Annotated in this window: 16 protein-coding genes, 1 tRNA gene and 1 pseudogene; 5 read left to right on the top strand and 13 right to left on the bottom strand. The window is 34.3% G+C overall.

Going from position 1 to position 18979, the window contains the following annotated elements; all coding sequences use genetic code 11:
- Positions 1 to 14 precede the first annotated feature (14 nt).
- From ACFINZ_RS04785 to ACFINZ_RS04765, 5 genes are all read right to left on the bottom strand, one after another.
- Positions 15 to 1058, bottom strand: coding sequence for a DNA polymerase III subunit delta' (locus ACFINZ_RS04785; protein WP_375634097.1), 1044 nt, complete (start codon positions 1056 to 1058; stop codon positions 15 to 17).
- Entirely contained in the window at positions 1055 to 1699 is a 645-nt protein-coding gene (gene tmk / locus ACFINZ_RS04780) for a dTMP kinase (RefSeq protein ID WP_375634099.1), read from the bottom strand. Before tmk ends, ACFINZ_RS04785 begins: the two co-directional genes overlap by 4 nt.
- A 28-nt stretch (positions 1700 to 1727) precedes the next feature.
- Complete coding sequence (locus tag ACFINZ_RS04775; protein WP_375677215.1) at positions 1728 to 2891, bottom strand: D-alanyl-D-alanine carboxypeptidase family protein; 1164 nt, start codon at positions 2889 to 2891, stop codon at positions 1728 to 1730.
- Between the two features lie 1090 nt (positions 2892 to 3981).
- Positions 3982 to 4881, bottom strand: a complete 900-nt coding sequence (locus tag ACFINZ_RS04770; protein ID WP_375701194.1) for a septal ring lytic transglycosylase RlpA family protein — start codon at positions 4879 to 4881, stop codon at positions 3982 to 3984.
- A gap of 535 nt (positions 4882 to 5416) precedes the next feature.
- Positions 5417 to 5492 (bottom strand) — tRNA-Lys (locus tag ACFINZ_RS04765).
- A gap of 1201 nt (positions 5493 to 6693) precedes the next feature.
- Here ACFINZ_RS04765 and lexA point away from each other — a divergent pair.
- Both lexA and rimO read left to right on the top strand, forming a co-directional pair.
- The gene (gene lexA, locus ACFINZ_RS04760) at positions 6694 to 7398 is read left to right on the top strand and encodes a transcriptional repressor LexA (RefSeq protein ID WP_375634102.1); all 705 of its coding nucleotides are present in this window, start codon (positions 6694 to 6696) and stop codon (positions 7396 to 7398) included.
- Between the two features lie 461 nt (positions 7399 to 7859).
- Entirely contained in the window at positions 7860 to 9173 is a 1314-nt protein-coding gene (gene rimO, locus ACFINZ_RS04755; RefSeq protein WP_375684049.1) for a 30S ribosomal protein S12 methylthiotransferase RimO, read from the top strand.
- Positions 9174 to 9711: 538 nt separating this feature from the next.
- Here rimO and ttcA read toward each other — a convergent pair.
- The 4 genes and pseudogenes from ttcA to ACFINZ_RS04735 all read right to left on the bottom strand — a co-directional run bounded on the left by ttcA (position 9712) and on the right by ACFINZ_RS04735 (position 13301).
- The gene (gene ttcA / locus ACFINZ_RS04750; RefSeq protein WP_375634106.1) at positions 9712 to 10587 is read right to left on the bottom strand and encodes a tRNA 2-thiocytidine(32) synthetase TtcA; all 876 of its coding nucleotides are present in this window, start codon (positions 10585 to 10587) and stop codon (positions 9712 to 9714) included.
- A gap of 268 nt (positions 10588 to 10855) precedes the next feature.
- Positions 10856 to 11473, bottom strand: coding sequence for a 30S ribosomal protein S4 (rpsD, locus tag ACFINZ_RS04745; RefSeq protein ID WP_273722651.1), 618 nt, complete (start codon positions 11471 to 11473; stop codon positions 10856 to 10858).
- Between the two features lie 170 nt (positions 11474 to 11643).
- Positions 11644 to 12471: a glutamate racemase gene (gene murI / locus ACFINZ_RS04740; RefSeq protein WP_375634652.1), complete on the bottom strand. Its 828-nt coding sequence runs from the start codon at positions 12469 to 12471 to the stop codon at positions 11644 to 11646.
- Positions 12464 to 13301: pseudogene (locus ACFINZ_RS04735) on the bottom strand (RNA methyltransferase). Before ACFINZ_RS04735 ends, murI begins: the two are co-directional and overlap by 8 nt.
- A gap of 303 nt (positions 13302 to 13604) precedes the next feature.
- On the opposite strand from ACFINZ_RS04735, the gene sfsA reads away from it, so the two are divergent.
- The 3 genes from sfsA to radC are packed head-to-tail and all read left to right on the top strand — an operon-like array spanning position 13605 to position 15956.
- A complete protein-coding gene (gene sfsA / locus ACFINZ_RS04730) occupies positions 13605 to 14321 on the top strand; it encodes a DNA/RNA nuclease SfsA (RefSeq protein ID WP_375634651.1) in 717 nt (238 codons plus the stop codon).
- The gene (gene map, locus ACFINZ_RS04725) at positions 14314 to 15144 is read left to right on the top strand and encodes a type I methionyl aminopeptidase (RefSeq protein ID WP_375634112.1); all 831 of its coding nucleotides are present in this window, start codon (positions 14314 to 14316) and stop codon (positions 15142 to 15144) included. Before sfsA ends, map begins: the two co-directional genes overlap by 8 nt.
- A 17-nt stretch (positions 15145 to 15161) precedes the next feature.
- Entirely contained in the window at positions 15162 to 15956 is a 795-nt protein-coding gene (gene radC / locus ACFINZ_RS04720) for a DNA repair protein RadC (protein WP_375613419.1), read from the top strand.
- A 44-nt stretch (positions 15957 to 16000) separates the two neighbouring features.
- Here the strand turns inward: radC and ACFINZ_RS04715 are convergent, their stop codons facing one another.
- The 4 genes from ACFINZ_RS04715 to ACFINZ_RS04700 form a co-directional block, all read right to left on the bottom strand.
- A complete protein-coding gene (locus ACFINZ_RS04715; protein ID WP_375621268.1) occupies positions 16001 to 16213 on the bottom strand; it encodes a DUF3126 family protein in 213 nt (70 codons plus the stop codon).
- A 619-nt stretch (positions 16214 to 16832) separates the two neighbouring features.
- A complete protein-coding gene (locus tag ACFINZ_RS04710; RefSeq protein WP_375701193.1) occupies positions 16833 to 17606 on the bottom strand; it encodes an alpha/beta fold hydrolase in 774 nt (257 codons plus the stop codon).
- On the bottom strand, positions 17603 to 18115 hold the full coding sequence (locus ACFINZ_RS04705) for a DUF192 domain-containing protein (protein WP_375634116.1): 513 nt from the start codon (positions 18113 to 18115) through the stop codon (positions 17603 to 17605). Before ACFINZ_RS04705 ends, ACFINZ_RS04710 begins: the two co-directional genes overlap by 4 nt.
- A gap of 248 nt (positions 18116 to 18363) precedes the next feature.
- Complete coding sequence (locus ACFINZ_RS04700; RefSeq protein WP_375634118.1) at positions 18364 to 18939, bottom strand: cold-shock protein; 576 nt, start codon at positions 18937 to 18939, stop codon at positions 18364 to 18366.
- Between the last annotated feature and the right edge of the window lie 40 nt (positions 18940 to 18979).

Below are 18979 nucleotides of genomic sequence, written 5' to 3'. Positions count from 1 at the left end.
TTGTCACGGAAAAACTAATTCTCATGAATGATCTTATGAACTTTAAAAAGTAAGTTAATAACAAACTGCTTTTTATCGAGATTAAACAGTTGTATTTCCTCTATTTCTTGATGAATCTCCTGCCATTTTTCCGCATATTTTTTTGAGAGAAATAAGTCTCCCTTTTCAACGAGCATGATAGCTTTTTTTTGAATTTTATTAAGAATTTCATCACAAAATTGTTGAAATTGGAATGTAGAAGAAGTAGATGAAAATGTTTGTGCAAGAGTATGTACAATTGTTGCGTTACAAACAGGTTTCTCTAGGAGAGCATCAATTGTTTTAATAATTTCAAGACCGCCATGGCAAATAAGTAAAGCGGCTTTTCGAGGGCTTCCTTTAGATTTTTTAATAATCATTTCAATTGTTTTTTCATCAGGTAAATCCTGATCGGCGAAAATATGTATAATAACTTTTTTCATTTCATCGTTATTCAACGGACGAAAAGAAATTTTTTGACACCGTGAATGGATTGTTGGAAGCAATTTTCCTGAAGAATGTGCGATAATAACAAATAACGTTTTTGTAGGTGGTTCTTCAAGTATTTTGAGAATTGCATTCGCTGCATTTCTATTCATATCATCTGCAGAATCAATAATAACAATACGCCATCCATTATCTTGTGATGTTCGGCTTAAAAAATGCATAATATCACGGATATCATCAACGAGTATTCCTGTTTTAAACTTTTGCGTTTTCACATCAAATCGACGTGAAATATACAAAAGACCAGGGTGACTTCCTTGTGTAATTTGGCGCCATGGGGTAGAATAAGGATCGGGTTTCAAGAAAGCACTCTGTTGAAAACTTAAAATGTTCCAAGCAAGATGAAAGGCTAATGTAGCCTTTCCAATCCCATATTCTCCTTCAAATAATAATGCATGATGCAAACGCTCTTCTTTAAGCATTTGTGTCAAAAAATGACGCACATCCTCATGACCAAAGATAACATTGTTCTGGGATGGTGATAAAATTGTATCAATATCATCATATTGGCGTAAGGTATTTAAATTACTCATGAAAGCTGATCCAACAATACCTGATGACAAATATTTTTTATTTGATGAGCAATAGCTTCTACTGAGCCAGTGGCATCAATGACTCGAAATCTATGGGGTTCTTGTTTGGCCAATTGAAGAAAAGCCTGACGCCTTTGTTCTTGAATTTCCAACTGATCTTTTTCAAAATAATCAATTTCTTCTGTTTTTTTTCTTCGCAAATTTGCACGCTTCATACCACACATTGCTGGCATATCTAATAAAAATGTTAAATGAGGCAAAATACCATTGAGCGCAATACACTCTAAAACAGAAAGAAAAGAAGAACTGACTCTATTATTGAGTCCTTGATAAACGCGTGTAGAATCAATAAAGCGGTCACATAAAACGATTTTACCTTTTTGCAAAGAAGGTGCGATAACCTCAGTAACATGGTCGACACGTGCAGCTGTAAACAAAACAGCTTCAATCAACGGTCCATACTGTCGCGCCTGCCCCGACAACAAAATATGCCGGATTGCTTCTGCTCCTGGCGTTCCTCCTGGTTCTCGTGTTGTGACAACATCATAACCTTGGTGAGAGAGAGACTCAGCAAGTAAAGAAATCTGCACCGTTTTCCCTACCCCGTCCCCTCCTTCGAATGTAATAAAATAACCTGACACGTATGATCTTAACCTTATTAGCGCGTAACTATAAATATTTCCGTAACCATCCAATTGTTATTTCATAGAATGCATTTTTTACTTTTGCAAAGAAACTTCCTTCCCAAACATTCATTCCGGCAAAAACTGGTTTTTCCAGAAGAACCTTTTTATCTTCTAAAATTTGAATAACGCCAACTGATTGCCCAGAAACGATGGGAGCTTTCAATGGACCATGATATTTAATTTTTGCTTTAACATTTACTTTTTTTTCATTCGAAAGCATAAAACTTATTGGTGTTTTAACAATGAGTGGAACAAAATTTTTCTTACCACCATAAACAGCAGCACGACCAACTATTTCTCCTTTTCTGAAAATCGTTTTGAGATCAAAAGCCGTCATTCCCCATTGAAGAATGCGTTCTATTTCTTTTGTATATTTTTTACCATCTTGCAAACCATTGATTGCTAAAAAAAGACGTCGATGATTTTTAGAAATAGTGGCAACCATTGAAAAACCTTCTTTTTCACTGTAACCAAAACCAAATCCTTCTACACCAATTTCCTTAGAAATAAGAGGGTTTTTGTTACGTTGAAAAATATTATTCCATGTAAAATGAGACTCACAATAAAGTGCATAATAATCCGGATATTCCTGAACAATATGACGTGCTAATATAATCATATCACGCACAGTTACAAATTGTCCCTCTTCGGGTAGCCCTGTTGCATTAACAAAATGACTCTGAGATAATCCAATCATTTTTGCGCGCTGATTCATCAGTTTTACAAAATGATCTTCATGTCCTGATATTCCTTCAGCAAGAATAATAGCAGCATCATTTCCATTGACAATAATTAAACCACGCAACAGATCAGAAACACTGATTTCTGTTTTTATCTTTGCAAACATAGTGGTTGTACCAGAAGGTGCTCCACCCTTGCGCCAAGCATTTTCACTGACCTTAAATTTCTGCGTACTTTTTAATAATCCTTTTTTTAATTGATGAAATACAACTTCTGCTGTCATCAATTTTACTAATGAAGCAGGAAAAAAAGGAATAGCACTTTGTTTTTCATAGAGTACTGTCTCTGTATCATCATCGAGTAATAACAATTGGTATGCGGGAGTTTGAAAATCTTGTGCTCTCCCCCACGTATCAAATGCCAATACTCCCCATAATATCAATAAGATCCTTAATGCTGTATACATAGCTGCTCCTCCCATCCCAAAGATCAACATAAAGAATCTTATATAGGAAAAAACTTTTTGATTTCTGAAAATTGAGGAATTATTTACAACTCATAAAAAGATTTTATTTTCATTTAGCTTTAGAAAAAATAATATGACACGTTTTTTATCTTCTATATAGGTTCAGTTTAACATTTTAAATGTATGAGAGACAAAAGATTTTTTCATATTTTTATTGATAGTATTTTGATTTGTTATGATAAATTATCATTTTAAAATTGAAGCTAACTCAAAGATACTGTAAGATTCTCTCATCCCCTCTTCTCATATTTAATTCATTAAAAATCGCTTACTTACGGGTCATAAGTAGGGTTCGTATATGGATAAAAATTATTAAAAAAGAGAGTAAAAATACTTCTTATCAACCTCTCAAGTGTTAAGAATTATCGCACAAAACATTGGGGACTTGCAAAGTGTATGATGGTGTCGATTTATATCTTCATAAGTGTAAAGATGCTGATATCTAAAGGCGTTAACAGTTATACCATTCACAGGCGCTGTCGTAAAATAGGCTTGTAGCGTGTTAAAGTATGTCTCTTTTAAATAAGTCCATGAATTGGCAATGTAAGTGTATTTTGTTTGAGACGCTCTGTTTTTCGTGAGGGAACTTACTCCATTAAAGAACATGATAAACAAAAGCATGAGATAATGCATAATCTTTTCATAAGATATTACCGTAGATACTTTAGAAAGATACAAGGACGAATCAAAAGAAAATATTTTTTTACTTGTTAAGCTTTTTATTCCTCTCAAATCGATTGTACAAGTTGTTTTAGAGATTACAAAAACAGACTTATACAATAATCTACCTTCGTCCAGCAAAAGCTATTACAGCAAGAAAAGTACACGCTTTATTAAGCAAGCAATATCATAAAACGACGAATAGGCCAGCAATGGAGTGGAAAGTCCGTACTAAACTTATAATGATAGAACCCAACCACGCTTTTTGAAAAGGACAACGCGCTTTAAGATAAAAATCCTACACTAAATCCGTAATTTCTTACCTTTTTTACTAAAAAATTATATAGATAAAAAATCAATGCATTTTTTCTTAAAATAGTTGTAGCCAATTAACCTTTGTTTTTTTGTTTAGCTTATTTATAGAAGCAACTTGATCGAATGGTATCGGCTTATCAACCATGATAGGACCAATTTCTGGCAATTTAACTGCAACAGTTTTATTACGTTGTTCTTGTTCAACAGCAGCTGCTTTAGCTAATTCTTTTTTGTTCCCTGTATTGCGCTGCTCTTTTAACAAAACAGTTTCTCTTTTTTTCGCAACATTTTCCGACGCTAATGAATATGGGGCAGCATTTCCAGGAGTATAAGAGGACATTAAATATGCAGCATCATAATAGCCAACAGGTGCTTCAGCAATATATTCTACTTTAACATCTGCGACCCCCCTATCTACATACCCCAGTATTGTCGCAGCTTGCCTTGATAAATCAATGATTCTGTCTTTCATAAAAGGTCCGCGATCATTCACTCTAACAACGATTGAAGATCCATTTTTTAAATTAGTAACACGAGCATAGCTAGGTAAAGGCATTGTAGGATGAGCAGCAGTCAAAAGATTCATGTCATAAATTTCACCATTGGCAGTTAAACGTCCATGAAAATCTGAACCATACCAAGATGCTTCGCCAACACGTTTATAAGTTGGATCACTTTGAGGATAATACCACTTTCCTTTTATTTGATAAGGTTTACCAATAATCACTCGTCCACGCTTTTTTTCTTCTGATTGATTCTTCTTATTGGATACTTGTTGAGGTAGTACAGAAGTGTTTACGTTAATTGGTTTATTATGATAGGAATCTTTTATTGAAAAATTCATAGTTTGGCTTGCGCAACAAGATACCAGTGACTGAGAAATGACAATCATAGAAAACAATTGAAGTGTTGGTTTAATCATAAAAGTAATTTTCTTTTTTCTATTTGAAGGCATCTATTCAGTCCACTTATTTCTGTTAAGTACTACTGTAAAAACCACGTCACGCTTTTGTACGCAACGGAAGAATTTACGTTTTTAAATGATTCCCCTCGCGTATATACCACTCTTGAATTGGCCCCTTTTACCAAGGAATTAACGTATTGTTAATCTTTTTATGGTTTTCATACGAAATAAATGTAGTCTAGTAGATATTAAAAAGATTAAAAGTTAAACAAATCAACATCTTATAGAAAATTCATTTCATAATATAAGTGTGAATAAGTGGTGATTTTAGCAACTGTTTTGCGAATCATGTAATGCAGTGGATATTAAAAAAAACACCTATGGATTGAGAAAATTAGAAACCACATGTGCTGCCAACGCAGGTACAACCCTATCCATAAGCTTAAAGCTCTTTTTTGTTGGAAAGGAGACAGCATAACATCGCTCTATTCCAAAACAGCTGATAAAAATAGAATCAATAAAAACTTCAAAAAGAATCAAAAAAAGATTCTTAAATTTTTTATAGCCTATTGATATTACTTAAATTTGGTGAGCGCGCAGGGATTCGAACCCTGGACCTACTGATTAAAAGTCAGTTGCTCTACCAGCTGAGCTACGCGCTCTCACACAAGCTATCTAGTTTGCATACTATCTAGTTTGCAGAAAGTGAAGGGAACATACGGTTGACTTTCCATTTGGTCAACACCTTTTGAAAAAAAATATTATTATTTTCTTCAGTTATCAATAATTTTCCGTTTTCGCCCCTTTACTTCATCATTGTATAAGTACTCTTTAATCTTCTTTTTGAAGTTTCAATAAAGGAAAAATTTCACTGCAAAATATTGCATAGATTCGAAGCGTTAAAATTATGAGAAATACCCCCTTCCCCTCACATGGGTTGTTGAGCATAATGGGTAGAGAAGAAAAAATACCTTTTATTATAATATTATTTTTATATCTTAGTGTTCAATTTTCAAATATGAATACAGCTTTATAAGATAATATATTGATTTATAATAATTTATCATTTTTCACTTGAGTGAAAAGTCTCAAATAATGTAAGTTTTTCTCATTTCAAATCTTTTTTATATTGAAACAATAAAAAGCATTTTCTTGACCGATATAAGTGAGAGAATAAAACTATAAAAAAGAAATGAAAATACCTTTTATGCCTCCTTTTAATAACCAAAAATTATCGCAACATTAGGGGTCATGAAAATAGTATATAGCGGTTGACACGTTAGACTTGAAAATGGAACAATGAGCAACAATGGCTTTGAGAGTATGATTTTTGTTCATGTATAATGAATAATAACGAAAGCCAATTTATCCTATAGAATAAAGTAGATATGAAGCAAAATTTAGTCTCATTGAAAATATCCCGAATGACTATAAATTATGCTCACTATTAGAGCTGTAGATAATTTTACTAAGAATAAAAAAGCAGAAATAATATGCAGTATGCAAAATGATTTTAAGTGTTCTGAATATATAGAATGCCTTCTAGTTAACTTTTTTATATTAAAATTTACAAAATACGTAGATATATTTTTAGAAGAAAAGGATAATACTAGTCACAAAATTTAGTATTGGATAATTCAGTCAGAACTATAAAGTATATTTATACATTATTTAATATTAATGTATATATACAGTATATAAATAACAATTTAAATATATCTATAAATAAAAATATTAATTTATTAAATTGATAAGATCAAAAACAAAGAAAATAATTTTGATTTGGCGATAAAAATTGTAAAAGTGCTATATATAAATGTATTTTTACTTTACTAATTTTTATTATTTTGATTGGAATATTGAATGTTAACATGTAAACAATATGAGCTACTCTTGTTTATTCATAACCATATAAAAGAAACTGGTGTTCCTCCTTCTTTTGAAGAAATGAAAAATGCATTAGAACTTTCTTCAAAGTCTGGTATTCATAAGCTCATTATAGCCTTAGAACAACGAGGTTTTATACGTCGCTTGCCCAATCGTGCTCGTGCTGTGGAGGTGATTCGACTCCCTGAAAAAATAACATTTAACCTTTCTTTAGCACGTAAAATTTCTCCCAGTATGATAGAAAGAAAGAAAAGAGAAATATCAAAAAGTTTGAGTCCCTTTGATGAAGAAGAAAAAAAAAATATCACCATTCCTATTATGGGACGTATTTCTGCAAGCGTACCCGCCTCTGCTATACTGCAACAAATAAACAGCCTTTCTCTTCCACTCGATATGGTTAATACAGGTGAGCACTACGCATTAGAAGTTAAAGATGATTCTATGATGGAGGCTGGTATCCTTGATAAAGATACGATCATTGTGAAACGTCAAAATACAGCAATAACAGGTGAAATTATTGTTGCGTTTATTGATAAAAAAGAAGCCACATTAAAACGTTATCGACGCAAAGGAGCTTCTATTGCATTAGAAGCTGCAAATCCTCATTATGAAGTACGGACATACGAATCCGAGCGTGTAGAAATACAAGGCAAACTTACCGGTCTTATTCGAAAATATTAAAAAATAAACCTTATAGTACGCGATAGATATCGCAGTAAGAAACTGTTGAGCATTTTTTTATTGTGCCACACGCAATTGACTTCTTCTCCACAGCCAAAGGATGCCCCCAATTAGGTTTATAAACAATCCAGATCCTTATCGAGCGGGTTTCACTTTCCCCTTCCCCTCCATGTCCTTCTCTTACGCAAGGCTTGACAAGTAAGTTTTAAAATATTCACCACGTACTTTGAAAAGAACTTAAATGCTTTGAAGGAAGCAGCCTTATATCATCATCCTCAATGACGGAATTTTACGATATAATAAGACAAAATTGTATGCATGCATAAAAACATATAAAATTTTGTAGAAAAAAATCAAATAACTTTGTAACAGATTGTATTGCATAGGTATAAAAATAAAGAACATTATTTTTAAGTTAATAAAAGCGTAACTCAATCATTCATAGTAATTGTAGGATCATTATGGTAGCACCTCGTATTAGTTTTGTCTCCCTCGGATGCCCAAAAGCACTCGTAGATTCTGAGCGAATTATTACACGCCTTCGCTCTGAAGGGTATGATATTTCACGTCAACATCAAGGAGCTGATGTCGTTATTGTGAATACCTGTGGTTTTCTTGACTCGGCAAGGAGAGAATCATTAGCCAATATTGATGAAGCTCTTAAAAAAAATGGAAAAGTTATTGTAACAGGGTGTCTTGGTGCTGATCCTGATGCTATTCGCCAAACATATCCTAATGTATTGGCTATTACAAAACCGCAAGCTTATGAAAGCGTTATAGAAGCTGTTCATATAGCAATTCCTCCTGTTCATGATCCTTTTCTTGATTTAGTTCCTCCCCAAGGTATTCGTTTAACACCTCGCCATTACGCCTACTTAAAGATTTCTGAAGGATGCTCTAATCGGTGTAGTTTTTGTATCATCCCTACTTTGCGTGGTGATCTCACTTCACGTCCCATCAGCGATGTTCTTCGTGAAGCTGAAAAACTCGTGCAAGCGGGTGTAAAAGAACTTTTGGTTATTTCACAAGATACGAGTGCTTATGGTATTGATCTTAAATATCTCGAAAATTCTTGGAAAGATCGTACAATCAAAACGAAATTCTTTGATCTTTGTCGTGAACTAGGCGATATGGGTATTTGGGTACGTATGCATTACGTTTATCCTTATCCCCATGTTGATGAAGTTATCGAACTTATGGCTGCAAAAAAAATTCTTCCTTATCTGGATATACCTTTTCAGCATGCATCACCGACTGTTTTGCATCACATGAAGCGTCCCGCACTTATGGAAAAAACAAATCGTAGAATTGAAAAATGGCGGAAAATATGTCCAGATCTTACTTTGCGATCAACATTTATCGTTGGTTTTCCTGGTGAAACGAATGAAGATTTTAATATACTTCTAGAATGGCTAGAAGAAGCAAAAATTGAACGCGCGGGGTGCTTTAAATATGAAGAAGTAAAAGGAGCTGCCGCAAATGATTTGGGATTAGAAAATATTCCTGAAGAGGTGAAAGAAAACCGCTGGCATCGTTTTATGGCAAGACAACAACAAATTTCTACACATCTTTTAAAGAAAAAAATTGGAAAAAGACTCCGAGTGCTTATCGATGAAAGTCAAGGAAAAGTTGCCAAAGGACGTAGTCAGTACGATGCTCCAGAAATAGATGGTGTTGTCCATATATCATCACGACGCCCACTGCGTGTTGGTGAATTTGTCACCGTTAAAATCGAACAATCGGATGCCTATGACCTTTATGGTATAGCAGTTTAAAAATTTAACTCCTTCCCTGTCCTCAATGATGAAGATTTCTATTAGCATCGGTTTATAAAAAGATCAGCTACTCACAATCGAACTTGATCACTTATATAGCTCACTTCATGAGAATTTACGAGCAATCCTTGCTCTGAATGTTTGCTATACACTCCCAAAATACAAAGCAGTTATATATTCTCTTAATTTAATGCCTTAAATGAGCTTTAAATGGCGGTGACAGCGGCGCAAAAGAATAAAATCCACAAGGTTCACCATTTTTAATTAACAAAAGAGCAAATCGACAACCGTACTATTTTCCCATTTTTCATATTACGACAGTCATTGGTTAGTGAAAGGAAACTTTTTTCAAGAGTGTTTTATGCACACAAGAATTTCCTTTGTGATATGCAGGCAGATGTTTTTTATAGATGCAATATAAGAGAATTTGAAACAAAACAATCTGACGGTATTTAAATTAAAAAACAATAAATTATCATTATAAATAAGTATCTTATCGTAAATTCTTTGAACTTATTTTTTTAATATCTAATTTTTATTAACACGTTTTAAAATCAAAGAATTTCTTATCAAGCAAATGACTTGGGCGTACATTTGTTAAAGCGCGAATCATCGTATCTTTACGTCCTGGCATTTGTCTTTCTATATTTTTCAGCATTTCTTTCATTGCATTACGTTGTAATCCATCTTGACTACCGCAAAGATTACAAGGAATAATTGGAAATTGCATTTCTTGAGAAAATTTTTCCATATCTTCCTCAGCAGCATAAACAAGAGGACGTAACACAAAAAGATCTCCTTCATCATTTTTAAGTTTTCCAGGCATAGCAGCTAATCGACCACCATGAAACAAATTCATAAAAAATGTTTCTAAAACATCATCACGATGATGACCTAAAACTAATGCAGAACATCCCTCTTCACGTGCAATACGATAGAGATTACCACGTCGTAATCGAGAACAAAGTGAACAATATGTCTGCGACTCTGCCAATTTATCTGTAACAATGGAATAAGTATCCTGATATTCAATACGATATGGAATTTTATAAGAACTTAAAAAATCTGGAAGAATATGCTTAGGAAATCCTGGTTGCCCTTGATCAAGATTACAGGCAAGAATTTCAACGGATAAAAGACCTCGCCACTTTAAGTCTAAAAGAAGCGCTAATAAACCATAAGAGTCTTTTCCACCCGATAAAGCAACAAGCCATTTTTTCCCTGTAGAGAGCATAGAAAAATCATCCAAAGCTTGTCGCATATGACGTAAAAGTCGTTTGCGCAATTTATTAAATTCTACGCTTGAAGGAGCAACACGAAACATTGGATGACAATTATCTGCTTCGCTTATTAAAGGATCATCTCTCCCTTTGTTTTCTTCTATTGCCTGATATTCAACTGAAACATCATTCATAATACCATATCCTGCACAATAAACGGCTCGTTTTGCAAAGATAAAAACAAATATTAAAGCAAGCTTACATTTATGTTTTTTGAATTTATAAATTAGATACATAAAAAAGAAATGGAACTATACAAATTTATGACTATAAAAACATAGCAATAAACTTAATATAGAACCATTTACAAAAAGAACTTATTAACTTCAAATATTGTAAGAATAACACAATATTTTGAAGTTATCATAATAGAAGAGAGAAATAATTTCTCTTACAGAAAAATTATCGAGAATAAAATTCAACAACCAAATTAGGTTCCATTTGCACAGCATAAGGAACATCTGCAAAAGCAGGAATACGTGTAAAGGTTGCTTTCATCTGTTTATGATCTGCTTCAATATAATCAGGGACATCACGTTCTGCCAATTGCACTGATTCTAACACTAAAACAAGTTGTTTCGATTTTTCCCGAACCTCAATAACATCACCTGGTTTACAACGATAAGATTGAATGTTTGTGCGCCGCCCATTGACATTAACATGACCGTGATTGATAAATTGGCGAGAAGCAAAAATCGTAGGTACGAATTTTGCACGATAAACAACAGCATCCAAACGTGATTCTAACAGACCGATAAGATTTTCGCCAGTATCGCCCCGTCGACGAGCTGCCTCTTCATAGGTTTTATGAAATTGTTTTTCTGAAATATCTCCATAAAACCCTTTCAATTTCTGTTTAGCGCGCAACTGAACCCCATAGTCAGAAAGTTTTCCTTTACGACGCTGTCCATGCTGACCTGGACCATAATCACGACGATTGACAGGAGATTTTGGACGCCCCCAAATATTTTCTCCCATACGACGGTCAATTTTATACTTTGTTGTTTCGCGTTTACTCATCGCATTTCCTTATAAAATAAAACACGAGATCTTAAGACCCCAAGGAAACGCGCCCTCCTCTGCCTTTAAATACTAAAGACTGACAGAATACCTTAACATATCAATATGCAAAGTTATCCACGGGACACGTCAATTAATGCTATTTTCTTGAAAAAATAGCTAGATCATCATTATTGGTCTCGTAACCCAAAGTCAACTCCTTTCATGAGTTTTAAGCCAAATCCTTTAAACAAATTCTCCGTTAAAGAAGTGATATTTTTCGATGTCAACAACGCAAAATCTTGATATTTCTTTATATATTGATGGTGTATCTTTCCCGACAATGGTAATAAAGATCTGATATGTTTGGCGATCGCTTTCGCCGGATCAATCCACTCAACGGACCATAAAGCATGTTCACGAAAGAAATTAATCAAAAAAGGATAATGTGTGCAGGCTAAAACAATAACATCCGTATATTGTCCATTTTTTTCCACAAAACATGGCAGGATTTCTTTTCTTAACTCTTCTGAATCGATAGATTTTTCCCGTAAATAATCTTCAGCAAGTCCAGCCAGCTTTTTACTTCCTACAAGCTGAACATGACACTGTCTAGCAAAAGAGTTAATTAATTCATTTGTATAAGCACGTTTAACTGTTCCAGGAGTCGCTAATACGGAAATAAAACCAGATTTTGTTTGTTCAGCAGCTGATTTAATTGCAGGAACCGTTCCTACAAAAGGGATATGAGGAAAATTCTGTCGTAAATCTGCTATCATCAGTGTAGAAACAGTGTTGCAAGCAATCACACATAAAGCTGGATTGTAACGTGTTAAAAGATTTGTAAAAATCTTCAAAATACGCTCTTTCAAAATATTTTCTTTCCAATTTCCATAAGGAAATCCTGCATCATCAGCAACATAGATAAATTGCATGTCAGGGATAAGAACACGCGCTTCCCTGAACACTGTTAAACCACCAATACCGCTATCAAAAAAAAGAACAGGTCGTTCATCCATTAGTTTTCACACTTATTTTTAATTTTTTTACGATCACGCTCTTCCGGTGCTCTACTCCCCCGTGGATATTGTGGCGAAAAATGATCCAAAGAAGATATAATGCCTCGCAATAAACGAACCTCAGGTTCACTAAAGTTAGCGCGCGTAAAAACAGAGCGCAAATTTGCAAGCATTACTTCTTTACGTTCTGGTGGTCTAAAATACCCACGGATATTCAAAGCCTCTTCTAACTGAGATAAAAAACCATGGAATATTGTTTTATTTGCAGGTTCCATCTCTGCTGCACGAAATGCCGTATCGCTGACATTCTCTAAACCAGTTTTCATCCATTCGTAAGACATTAAAAGAACCGCTTGCGCAATATTAAGTGACGCAAAAGCAGGATTAACTGGAAAAGTAATAATTTCATCAACAAGGCTGATTTCATCATTTTCTAGTCCCCATCTCTCTCTTCCAAAGACAATCCCGGTCTTATGTCCGATACTTTCACGCTGACGTAATACGCTTGCTGCTTCGACAGCACTTTTTACAGTTTTAAATCCACATCTTTCACGTGCTGTTGTGGCAAAAACATAGTGTAAATCTGCAATTGAATCACGCAATGTGTTAAAAATTACAGCATTGTTAATGACATGATCAGCTTTACTTGCAGCAGCTCTAGCTTTTTCATTTGGAAACATTTCTCGAGGTTTGACTAATCGAAGCTTAGAAAGCCCAAAATTTGCCATTGCCCTTGCGACCATACCAATGTTTTCAGGAAGCTGCGGTTCAACTAAAATAATAATGGGACCATTTGTTAAATTTTCACGATTCCTATTCGTTCCTGCCATCAATTTTACCTAGTTTCACTTAAACTATCTCCCTCTCCACTGTTTTTACGAAACCTTTTTCACAATACTCTAATGCTGTTTAATAATAAATTATAGATAATCTATCTTTTCATTCAAAGATAATAGTTTCTAAACCTAATAATAAATTTTAAAAGCCATTAAAGTGAACGATGGAATTTATAACAATTTATATAAGATATCGTAGCGTTTTTTACATCAATTTTATCTTTTTTTAATAGGGAACAGCCCCTGTAAATCATAATCTCAGTTGAATTATGAAATCATAAATCCTAAAAAAGGGATATGCACTTTATTCCCAAACTTTTTCCTGCAAAGCTTATCCGTCGTTATAAACGTTTTCTTGCGGATGTTCAACAAGATGATCAGCATGTCCTCACCGTGTCTGTACCTAATACAGGATCAATGCTTGAATTAACAGCTTTCAACACCAATATTTGGCTTTCTTATCATAACAACATCAAACGAAAATATGCCTATCAATTAGAAATTATTGAAGCCGATAATACTTTGGTTGGCATTAATACTTCTTTACCCAATAAACTTGCGTTAGAAGCAATTCAAAACGGATTACTACCAGAATTAAGTGGATATAAAACAATTTTAAAAGAACAACGCTATGGGACACAATCACGAATTGACTTTCTTTTACGTGATGACATTCTTCCTGATTGTTACCTAGAAGTCAAAAATGTTCATTTTATTCGTCAGAAAGGATTAGCAGAATTTCCTGATAGCGAAACAAAACGTGGTGCACGTCACCTTGATGAGCTCGTAGGAGTTGTACAACAAGGAAAACGAGCTGCTATGCTTTATATTATTCAACGAGAAGATTGCTCAGCTTTTACAATTTGTCATGATCTTGATCCACTCTATGGACGTAAGTTTGATTTAGCATTAAAATCAGGAGTAGAATGTTATGCTGTAAAGTGTCATGTAAGTGTAGAAGGCATTTTTCCGATTCAGAGAGTAAAAATAGAAAATAGAAGAAACAATGACTGAGTATATCGAATATAATAAAATCCCTTTAAAATTTAATGGAAAAATCCGCATTTTCGATGATTATGCTTTTGCTAAAATGCGTGAAGTTGGTCGTATTGCTGCAGAATGCCTTGATGCGCTTACAGATATTATTAAGCCGGGCGTTACTACGCAAGAAATAGATGATTTTGTATTTATTTTTGGAGCTAAGCGAGGAGCACTTCCTGCTGATCTAAATTATCATGGATACAGCCATTCATGCTGTACATCTATCAATCACGTTGTCTGCCATGGCATTCCCAATAAAAGACCTTTGCAAGAAGGTGATATTGTAAATGTTGATGTAACCTTTATCCTTGATGGTTGGCATGGGGATTCAAGCCGAATGTATCCTGTTGGAAAAATTAGGCGTGCAGCAGAACGCTTGCTAAAAATAACCTATGAAAGTCTTATGCAAGGAATCGCTGTCGTTAAGCCTGGAGCAACGACAGGTGATATTGGGGCAGCCATTCAACAGTATGCTGAATCTGAACGCTGTTCAATTGTGAGAGATTTTTGCGGACATGGTATCGGCCAGCTTTTTCATGATGCTCCCAATATCCTCCATTATGGAACCCCTGGAGAAGGAGTTGAATTAAAACAAGGTATGATGTTTACAATTGAGCCTATGATTAACCTTGGTAAACCACAAGTTAAGATTTTATCTGACGGTTGGACTGCTGTTACCCGTGACCGCTCTCTGACAGCACAATATGAACATACAATTGGTGTTACAAATGAAGGGTATGAAATATTTACACAATCTCCTAAAAATATTTTTTATATTCCAAATTCGCATACCTAACGCAATGTAGAGATGTTATGGCTAAAAAATTAAATCAAAAGGAAGATACTCAAAGTAATCACTTTGCATTAACATCGAGTTCTCCACTCACCCCAGTATCAGAAAGAAAAAGTGAAGAGCCTCAGAAAAACGCACAGCTTCATAAACATTATCAAGGCCATCGTGAACGTCTTCGGAAGCGCTATTTAAAGTCAAAAGGAAATGCAATTGAAGATTATGAATATCTTGAATTATTGCTTTTTCGCACAATACCCCGTGCAAACACAAAACCCATAGCTAAAAATTTGATAGCACGTTTTGGTTCATTAGCTGATGTGTTGGGAGCGGATATTCACCGACTTCAAGAAATTCCAGGATGTGGTCCCGCCACTGCAGTTGATTTAAAAATTATTTCAGATGTTGCTGGACGTCTTGCTCGTGCGCAATTGTTTAAGCGCGATATTTTTTCATCATGGGATAAAGTGTTAGCGTATTGTAAAGCTGTTATGGCTCACGAAACACGTGAACAATTTCGTATTTTGTTTCTTGATAAGAAAAACGGCTTACTTGCTGATGAGGTACAACAAACTGGAACCATTGATCATACCCCTGTTTATCCTCGTGAAGTTATTTCTCGAGCTTTAGAGTTATCCGCATCAGGACTTATCTTAGTCCACAATCACCCTTCTGGCGATTCCACCCCCTCTAATGCAGATATAACAATGACATATAGATTAAAAGATGCAGCAAATGCATTAGGAATTATTATCCATGACCATCTTATTATTGCACGAAATAACCATACGAGTTTTAAAGCGTTAAAACTTATATAAATCTTATGGGATAAAAAAGACTTCATTCAACTATGAATAACGAATCAATTTTCTAAATCAATATCTAATATAGCCATTGAGAAATTATAGGAGAGCTCATCTTCATCTTCATCTCGATAGATAATGCCTAAAAACTCATCTCCCATATAAACCTCACAAGAATCACTCTTTTTAGGCCGTGCTCTGACTTGCAATGCTGAGTTTTGGAATATATTTTTAAAATAATTATCAAGTTTTTTTATTTCATCAGCATTCACTATGCTCTCCTGTTTTTTGAAACGATTAAAATAATTGCGTGTCGTGCAAATAAGACACTCTTATGATTCTGTAACGTCAGTAAAAAAGCATAATCTGAATATTTACTTAATATTACATATATTCACAACGTTCTTTATGCATTCATAAAGAACGTTTACAAAAGGAGTCTATCATTATTAAATATACCCGTATAGATTAAAAAATGGCAAAAAAAAACTGTATATTTTTAATAATTTTACTTTATCTCCAATTTTAGCATCTGTATTTAAAACGCATATTCGTAAAAATAAATTGATCAATAATTTATAATTTTGTTTATTTTATAAAAAATACAAATAAAAATATTTTTTTATTTAAAACTACATTTTTTAGCAAAAAATATTTATTACATCATTCGAAAATAATTCTTTTTAATAACCTTTAAATTATAATTATCTAATCTTAGAAGAATTACGTCTCTGGAAAATATACAAAATAAGCTAATAAGAGTTTATTTTTCTTTTCATTTTTTATAAAAACTTATGTCACAACAGAAAGATTTTTTAATAAGCTTTTTTCAATTTATACGAAATAAAAATATTGGGTATTTCTGTAAATTCTAAAAGCTATGAAGAGTTCTTATTTTATAGGATAACGAGAAAGAAAATCGATAACGCCTTTTTTATAAACTTTATCGCCTACAGCAAACATATGATCTCGATCAGGAATTGATAAAGCTTTACCACAAGGCAACAAGGCTGCCAATGGCTCTGCATCACCGCCAATTTCATCTAATGAACCAACGGCAACAAGTGCTGGTTGTTTGATTTTGTAAACTTCAGACACCGTTAACTCCTGTTTTGATGTAATGATACAAGCAGCAAGAGCACGCCTATCGCTTTTCGTTTGATCTGCAAATTTACGGAACATTAAACCGCGCATATTGGTAATAGTGGAAATATCTTCTGTTAAAAGGGCCTCAGCAACAGGCTCCCAATTTCCTGCTCCCGTCACCATACCAATACCTAAACCACCAAAAATAACACTGTGTACATATGTTGGATGCAAAAGAGCCATGAAAGCACTAATACGAGCCCCCATAGAATATCCCATAACATGGGCTTTAGATAACTCTAAATGCTGCAGTAACTTTACTGCGTCGCCAGCCATAGCTTGAGGTGTATAAAAGACAGGATCATAACTTTTAACTGAATCTCCGTGACCGCGATTATCAAGAGCAATAACACGATATCCTGCTTCAGTGAGAATACGAAACCAACCCGTTGCATACCAATTCACCCGTGCAGAAGATCCAAAACCATGGATCAACAAAATAGGCGCGCCCTGCCCTTCTTCTCGATAAGCAAATCGCAAACCATTATATTCAAAAAAACGAATATCTTCAGCGGTCATTTTTTATTGCACTTTCCACAAAGTACAGGATGAATAACACGTTGTCCTTTTTGTATCTTTTTTTTAGAAACTTCACCAGCGTTAATTTCAAGTGCAAAAGCTGCAGGAACTTCTGATGAAATGGTATTTGTTGAAAGTGGAGAAGTATTTTCAATAATCGATACAATAATTCCCTCAGAGTTTAAGAAAATCATATCTAAAGGTAAAGGCGTATTTGCCATCCACATAAAAATTTTCTGCTCATCTCCCGATCGAGAACTTTTTAGCTGCTTAAAGAGCATTGCACGATCGCGTGGAAAATCAGTTCGATACATTAAACCAGCTGCTGCTTGAGATGGCGTAAAAGCAATCTCTACCTTATAAAAAACCGAACCTTGCTTTGTATGTATTTCTAAAGGAATTGGATGCACAGGAATCTCTATGGGCTCCTTTGCTACAACAACACGCATATCTAACATAAAAAGCATCACCAATAAAACAATATGCCCCTTTTTAAAAGGCTTTAACATTCTTGTCTCCACCACAGAAAAATTTTAAATTTTGTTTCTAAATAAAAGGTACCAGAGTTTAAAAGTCAAAAAAAGAGGATTGCTTCCTTGTTATTTTCTAGTTTCTTTCAACGTAATATGCGAAATTTTCTTCATTTGGTTTATGGATTCACGAGAGCCATATTTTCTTTAAAAATCTACCTCTATAGCAATTTACGGAACAACAATCTTTAAAAATATAGAAAACATACTGATTTCACTCGTGAAATTCAATGCGTAGCTAAAGGAATGCCTATGTCCGGATAAATCTCTGCTGTCATTAAACCTTTTTCTCCTTTACCAAAACGTACAAGAACAACTTGGCCAGAACGAAGCTCTGCTAAACCAAAACGGCGCAATGTTTCCATATGAATAAAAATATCTTCTGTTCCTTGCCCACGGCTAAGAAAACCGTATCCTTTGTCACGATTAAACCATTTAACAATTGCTCGTTCTAGTCCACTTTCTGGAGTAACAACAACATGGGTACGGGCAGGAACTTCTGATGGATGAATTGCTGAAGAACAATCTATGGATTTCACCTGAACACACTTTAACCCTCGTTCAGTTTTTTCCACAGCACAAATGACTTTAGCTCCCTCTAAAGCTGTTTGAAAACCATCCCTTCGCATTACCGTAACATGCAATAATATATCGGGAAAATGAGGTAAATCAGGTACAATAAATCCATACCCCTTACTACCATCAAACCACTTAATGACACCACTGATTTCGATAATCTCCCCACAAGCACCTATACTATCCTCAGATGGGGAACAACCCTTTAATGCATCCTTACTCGTCATAATAACGTGATCCTGTAGCTTATAAATTGTACGATATTGA

This window comes from Bartonella sp. AA81SXKL (genome assembly GCF_042196945.1).
GTDB lineage: Bacteria > Pseudomonadota > Alphaproteobacteria > Rhizobiales > Rhizobiaceae > Bartonella.
Note: the sequence above shows the minus strand (reverse complement) of the source record. Positions and strands in the feature narration are given on the sequence as shown.

Coding starts and splice junctions, on each gene's coding strand:
- ACFINZ_RS04785 (WP_375634097.1), bottom strand. CDS start 1,058: ATGAGTAATTTAAATACCTTACGCCAATATGATGATATTGATACAATT.
- ACFINZ_RS04775 (WP_375677215.1), bottom strand. CDS start 2,891: ATGTATACAGCATTAAGGATCTTATTGATATTATGGGGAGTATTGGCA.
- ACFINZ_RS04770 (WP_375701194.1), bottom strand. CDS start 4,881: ATGCCTTCAAATAGAAAAAAGAAAATTACTTTTATGATTAAACCAACA.
- lexA (WP_375634102.1), top strand. CDS start 6,694: ATGTTAACATGTAAACAATATGAGCTACTCTTGTTTATTCATAACCAT.
- rimO (WP_375684049.1), top strand. CDS start 7,860: ATGGTAGCACCTCGTATTAGTTTTGTCTCCCTCGGATGCCCAAAAGCA.
- ttcA (WP_375634106.1), bottom strand. CDS start 10,587: ATGAATGATGTTTCAGTTGAATATCAGGCAATAGAAGAAAACAAAGGG.
- rpsD (WP_273722651.1), bottom strand. CDS start 11,473: ATGAGTAAACGCGAAACAACAAAGTATAAAATTGACCGTCGTATGGGA.
- murI (WP_375634652.1), bottom strand. CDS start 12,471: ATGGATGAACGACCTGTTCTTTTTTTTGATAGCGGTATTGGTGGTTTA.
- sfsA (WP_375634651.1), top strand. CDS start 13,605: ATGCACTTTATTCCCAAACTTTTTCCTGCAAAGCTTATCCGTCGTTAT.
- map (WP_375634112.1), top strand. CDS start 14,314: ATGACTGAGTATATCGAATATAATAAAATCCCTTTAAAATTTAATGGA.
- radC (WP_375613419.1), top strand. CDS start 15,162: ATGGCTAAAAAATTAAATCAAAAGGAAGATACTCAAAGTAATCACTTT.
- ACFINZ_RS04710 (WP_375701193.1), bottom strand. CDS start 17,606: ATGACCGCTGAAGATATTCGTTTTTTTGAATATAATGGTTTGCGATTT.
- ACFINZ_RS04705 (WP_375634116.1), bottom strand. CDS start 18,115: ATGTTAAAGCCTTTTAAAAAGGGGCATATTGTTTTATTGGTGATGCTT.
- ACFINZ_RS04700 (WP_375634118.1), bottom strand. CDS start 18,939: ATGACGAGTAAGGATGCATTAAAGGGTTGTTCCCCATCTGAGGATAGT.